The organism is Elstera sp. (assembly GCF_044372965.1).
Classification (GTDB): Bacteria; Pseudomonadota; Alphaproteobacteria; order Elsterales; family Elsteraceae; genus Elstera.
In genome coordinates, this window is sequence record NZ_JBILQX010000224.1 from 1 (window position 1) to 4,985 (window position 4,985).

Below are 4,985 nucleotides of genomic sequence, written 5' to 3' on the forward strand. Positions count from 1 at the left end.
CAAAGACAACCATGTCGGACGGCACAGGTTCCCCGGAATAGGCGGAAACCAGGGCTGCTGCAACAGCGAGATCGGCGGCGGGCTCCGAAATCCGCAAACCGCCCGCAACGTTTAGATAAACATCCTGCGCGCCGATGCTGAGGCCACAGCGCGCGTCCAGCACCGCCATCACCATGGCGAGCCGTCCGCTATCCCATCCTACTACCGCGCGGCGGGGCGTGCCGAAGCTGGTGGGGGCGACGAGCGCCTGGATTTCCACCAGCACGGGGCGGGTGCCTTCCATCCCGGCAAACACGGCGGCACCCGATACATCGTCGCGCCGTTCGGCCAGGAACAGGGCGGAAGGATTGGGAACCTCCTTCAAGCCTTTATCGGTCATCTCGAACACACCGATTTCATCGGTCGGCCCGAAACGGTTTTTTACGGCGCGTAAGATTCGAAACTGATGGCCGCGCTCGCCTTCGAAATAAAGAACCGTATCGACCATATGTTCCAGCACGCGCGGCCCGGCAATTGCGCCTTCTTTGGTGACATGGCCGACCAGGATTAGGGCGAAACCGCGCTTTTTTGCGGCACGAATCAGCTCTTGGGCGCAGGCGCGCACTTGCCCCACCGTGCCGGGGGCGCTGTCGAGCGCATCCAGATACATGGTCTGGATTGAATCGATTACAACGATATCGGGCGGATTCTCGCCCTCAAGCGCCGGGAGAATATCGCGCAGGGCGGTGGCCGAGGCGAGGGCGACGGGGGCGGAGGCGATGCCGAGGCGGGCGGCGCGTAAGCGCACCTGATCCACCGCCTCTTCGCCGGAGATATAGGCGCAACGGCTGCCGGTTTCGGCGAGGCGGGCGACCACCTGCGTTAGCAGCGTCGATTTACCAATGCCGGGATCACCGCCAATAAGAATGGCCGAGCCGGGAACGATGCCGCCGCCCGTCACGCGGTCCAGCTCATCGATGCCCGACGGGCGACGCGGCGCGGGCGTGGACAGGCCACCGAGATCGACGAAGGTGAGGCCCGAACTGCGCGACCGCTGTACTGCCGCGCCCTTTTTTCCGCCGACCGAGGGCGGGGCCGCTTCTTCGACCAGGGTATTCCACTCGCCGCAGGCGGTGCATTGCCCCTGCCATTTAGCGTAAAAGGCTCCGCAGGCTTGGCAAACGAACTGGCTCGTGCCTCGGGCCATCAAGCGCTCCGAACTTGAAGCGCAATCGGCCCTTCGGTTCGCCCGTGAATGAATTGATCGACGTAAGCATTGCCCGAGGTTTCAAGCGCGCCAATCGGCCCCGACCAAATGAATTTACCCTCGTAGATCATCGCCACCTGATCGGCGATATGGCGCACGCTGGTCATATCATGGGTGATGGTGACGGCGGTGGCCCCAAGATCGGCGACGCATTGGCGAATGAGATTGTTGATAACGCCCGCCATGATTGGGTCGAGCCCGGTCGTGGGCTCATCGAAAAACAGAATCTCCGGCTCGCGGGCAATGGCGCGGGCCAGGCCAACGCGCTTTTGCATGCCGCCAGAGAGTTCGGCCGGAAACAGGTCCGCCACATCGGGGCCAAGGCCGACTTGGCCGAGTTTTTTGATGGCGATGGGTTTTGCCTCGCGGGCGGGCATGCGGTCGCCCTTCATCAGCCCGAAGGCGACGTTTTCCCAGACACTGAGACTATCGAACAGCGCGCCGCCTTGGAACAGCATGCCGATCTTCTGGCGGATATCCCGGCGTGATTGGCTACCCTCTTTGAGGATATTCACCCCATCGATCTCGATCGATCCGGCATCGGGCTGAATAAGCCCCAGAATGCATTTCAGCAGAACGGATTTACCCGTCCCGGAGCCGCCGATGATGACGGTGCTCTGACCTTTGGGGACCAGCAGGTCCGCGCCCCGCAACACATGCTTGCGACCGAAGCTTTTGGTGACATTCCGGACGGCGATTTTCGCGGGGGTCGGCCCCGAATTGGGTGCGGCGCTCATTTTGCGAAAAACGCCTCCGTCAGAAGATAATCGAACACAAGAATAAGAATGGAGGACGAGACGACCGCGTTCGTCGTCGCTTGGCCCACGCCCTGCGCCCCGCGCCCGGAATTGAACCCGTGGTAGCACCCCATCAGCGTTACGGTGAAGCCGAAGACGGCAGCTTTCACGAGCCCCGACAGAACATCATCGAAGCTCAGAAAATTCATCGTCGATTGAATGTAAGCGGCCCCGTTGAAGCCAAGCTTATTTTCGCCGATCAGCCAGCCGCCCATAACGCCGATGATATCGCCAACGGCTACCAACGGCGGCAGTGCCAGGGTTCCCGCCAGCAAGCGGGGGGCGACGAGATACTTCATCGGCGGGGTAGAGAGCGTTTCAAGCGCGTCGATCTGTTCGGTCACGCGCATTGTGCCAAGCTCGGCAGCCATCGCCGCGCCAACGCGCCCCGCGACCATCAAGCCCGCCATAACCGGGCCAAGTTCGCGGGTGATGGCGAGAACGACGAGGTTGGAGATCGTGCTTTCGGCGTTGAACTGCGAAAAACCGGTATAGGCCTGCAGCGCCAGCACCATGCCGGTGAACAGGGTGGTCAACCCCACGACGGGGAGCGAGAAATAGGCGATTTCGATGAACTGCCGCAAAAACTGGCGGCCATAGAAGGGCGGCCGCACCCAATGGCTTACGGCTTCCAGCGCGAACAGAGTCACCCGTCCGGTGGTCGCGAAAAAAGCGAGGGCAAACCGACCCAGGGGGCTTAGCAGCGGCATGCGTTAGGTTCCATAGCGGCGCGTGGCGCGCCGTCCGATACTGGTGAGAATTTCATACCCCAGCGTGCCGCCATCGGCCCCGCCCTGGTCTATATCGCGCTGCGGGCCAAGAATGTCTACCTCCGCGCCGGGAATCGCTGCGGCGATGCCGGTCACGTCCAAGGTGATCAAATCCATCGACACGCGCCCGACGACGGGGACCGGCTGCCCATTTAGGTGAAAGATCGCGCCCTCGGTGACGCGCGGCAAGCCGTCGGCATAGCCATAGGGGACGGTGGCAATCCGGCTCGGGGTTTTCGAAACCCAACGCGCGCTATAGCCGACCGCACGGCCCGCCGGAATGTCACGGATTTGCAGAATGGGGGTCGAGAGCCGCACCACCGCCGCCATCGGGTTCGGTCTGCCGGGCGTTGGATTGCCGCCATAAAGCGCATAACCGGGGCGCAGCAGGTCGAAATGCGCCTCCGCCCCCAGGAAAATCCCCGAGGAGGCGGCAAGGCTTCCCGGAAGCCCCGGCAATTGCCGCAGGGCCGCGCCGAACTGCTCGATTTGCTGGCGGTTCAACGGATGATCCGGCGCGTCGGCACACGCAAAATGGCTCATCAGCAGCGTGAAGGGGCGGCGGCGCACCTCGGGCAGCAGCGCCTCGAACTCCAAGGCTTCCAGCCCGAGGCGGCTCATCCCGGTATCGATTTGCAGAATCGCGGGCACATCGGCGGGCCAATCGGCCAGCTGCGCCGGGCTATTGATAACCGAGAGAAGATCGTGGGCGGTAAATTCCGCCTGTTCGCCGGGGAAGTGCCCATTGAGCACGCCAATGCTCGGGCGTTGGTCGGGAAACCGCGTCTTCAATCCCGTCCGCAAAGCAATGGCTTCGGCAAGATGGGCAACGAAAAACTGTGTGCAGCCGGCGGCCAGGAGCGCTGCGGCCACCTCGACCGCGCCCAGGCCATAGCCATCGGCCTTCACCACCGCCGCACAGTGCCCGTGCGCGGCTTGGCGGGCCAGAAGACGCCAGTTGCTGACAAGGGCGGCAAGATCAATCGTGAGAAGCGTCGCAGGGGTAGGCATTCGGGCCGCCAATTTGGGTTTTCGGAGGGTGCATTCGGTCGGCGAACGCCCGCACCCCAATCTGCCGCAACCCTAACATTGGCGCGCTCGAAAGCAAGATCGCTGTGCTGCGGTGCGCACTTGTTTCCGTTAATTTTGGGCGGGGCGGTCCACCCAACGGTTCAGCACGAGCGACGTTGTGACCCGCACGACGTTTGGCATTTTTTCTACAAGATCCCGAACGCGCGCTAGGCCCTCCGCCGTTGCGGTTTCGACGTAGATCAACAGATCATCCTCGCCGGTAATGCTGTGCGCGGTGAGAATTTCTGGGATCGCCCGCAATTGCCCCTGGAGGCGCGCGCAGTTTTCCGACACTTTGACCATGAGATAGGCTTGCACGGCATCGGGGCTGAAGCTACCCGTAACCACGCTGAAGCCGCGAATAATCCAGTCGCGCTGAAGCCGTTCCAAGCGCTCTTGAACACTGGAGCGCGCGAGGCCGACGCGCTTTGCCAGCGTCGTCGTCGGCATGCGCCCGTCCGAGCGGAGCAAGGAGAGCAACTGCCGATCAATCGCGTCCATCGGGGCTTATCCTGCCGTAATTGTGCCGGGCGCACAGGCATCGTGCCGGGACGATTTCCGGCGGCCTGCGGCGCTATTCTTCTGCCCTATAGCGGCATTCACGGCAGGAGAAAAGCATGTCGATCAATCAGGCTTCGGCGTTGGGAGCGGCCAATAGCTTACGCCCCAGCTTGAGCGCGCTCCAGGGGATCGGCGTGGCCCTCAGTATGGTGGTGGGCAGCGGATTGCTAATTCTGCCGGGCCTCGGCGTTAGTCTCGTTGGGGCGGCGGCCATCCATGCCTGGTGGATCAATGCCCTGCTGACCCTGCCGCTGTTGCTGCTCTTCGCCCGCCTGGGCGCGCGCTATCCGACCGCCGGGGGCGTTGCCGGGTTTGCCGAGGCCGCTTTCGGCTATCGAGCGGGGCGGGCGACCGAGGCGCTGTTGATCGGGGCGTGTTTGCCCGGCGGCGCGGCAATTGCGCTGAGCTCCGGGAGCTGGACACCCGCAAAAACCCTCGCCCGTTCAGTTTTGCTGTGATTCACTGATGGGGTCCCTCGCTCGGAGCCTACCGATGGAACCTCAATCGCTTTTCAGCCTGAACGATCACCTTAAAGCCTTG

The 4,985-nt window shown here is 62.8% G+C and carries 6 protein-coding genes; 1 reads left to right on the plus strand and 5 read right to left on the minus strand.

Annotated features, from left to right (window positions below):
• The 5 genes from radA to ACIQ36_RS18255 all read right to left on the minus strand — a co-directional run.
• Positions 1-1,186 (minus strand): DNA repair protein RadA (radA, locus tag ACIQ36_RS18235; protein WP_395831970.1); only part of this gene is annotated, 1,186 nt, incomplete at its 3' end.
• On the minus strand, positions 1,186-1,983 hold the full coding sequence (locus ACIQ36_RS18240) for an ABC transporter ATP-binding protein (RefSeq protein ID WP_395831972.1): 798 nt from the start codon (positions 1,981-1,983) through the stop codon (positions 1,186-1,188). The genes radA and ACIQ36_RS18240, both read right to left, overlap by 1 nt.
• Positions 1,980-2,753: an MlaE family ABC transporter permease gene (locus tag ACIQ36_RS18245; RefSeq protein WP_395831974.1), complete on the minus strand. Its 774-nt coding sequence runs from the start codon at positions 2,751-2,753 to the stop codon at positions 1,980-1,982. The genes ACIQ36_RS18240 and ACIQ36_RS18245 overlap by 4 nt, the downstream gene beginning before the upstream one ends.
• Positions 2,754-2,756: 3 nt before the next feature.
• On the minus strand, positions 2,757-3,824 hold the full coding sequence (alr, locus tag ACIQ36_RS18250) for an alanine racemase (RefSeq protein WP_395831976.1): 1,068 nt from the start codon (positions 3,822-3,824) through the stop codon (positions 2,757-2,759).
• 129 nt (positions 3,825-3,953) lie between these two features.
• Complete coding sequence (locus ACIQ36_RS18255) at positions 3,954-4,385, minus strand: Lrp/AsnC family transcriptional regulator (RefSeq protein WP_395831978.1); 432 nt, start codon at positions 4,383-4,385, stop codon at positions 3,954-3,956.
• 116 nt (positions 4,386-4,501) lie between these two features.
• Here ACIQ36_RS18255 and ACIQ36_RS18260 point away from each other — a divergent pair, with 116 nt between their 5' ends.
• Positions 4,502-4,903 carry a hypothetical protein gene (locus ACIQ36_RS18260; protein WP_395831980.1) on the plus strand — a complete coding sequence of 134 codons (402 nt, stop codon included), beginning with the start codon at positions 4,502-4,504 and terminating at the stop codon, positions 4,901-4,903.
• Positions 4,904-4,985 lie beyond the last annotated feature (82 nt).

Bases quoted from the DNA above. Each gene is read 5' to 3' on its own strand.
- ACIQ36_RS18240 (WP_395831972.1), bottom strand. From the start codon at position 1,983: ATGAGCGCCGCACCCAATTCGGGGCCGACCCCCGCGAAAATCGCCGTC.
- ACIQ36_RS18245 (WP_395831974.1), bottom strand. From the start codon at position 2,753: ATGCCGCTGCTAAGCCCCCTGGGTCGGTTTGCCCTCGCTTTTTTCGCG.
- alr (WP_395831976.1), bottom strand. From the start codon at position 3,824: ATGCCTACCCCTGCGACGCTTCTCACGATTGATCTTGCCGCCCTTGTC.
- ACIQ36_RS18255 (WP_395831978.1), bottom strand. From the start codon at position 4,385: ATGGACGCGATTGATCGGCAGTTGCTCTCCTTGCTCCGCTCGGACGGG.
- ACIQ36_RS18260 (WP_395831980.1), top strand. From the start codon at position 4,502: ATGTCGATCAATCAGGCTTCGGCGTTGGGAGCGGCCAATAGCTTACGC.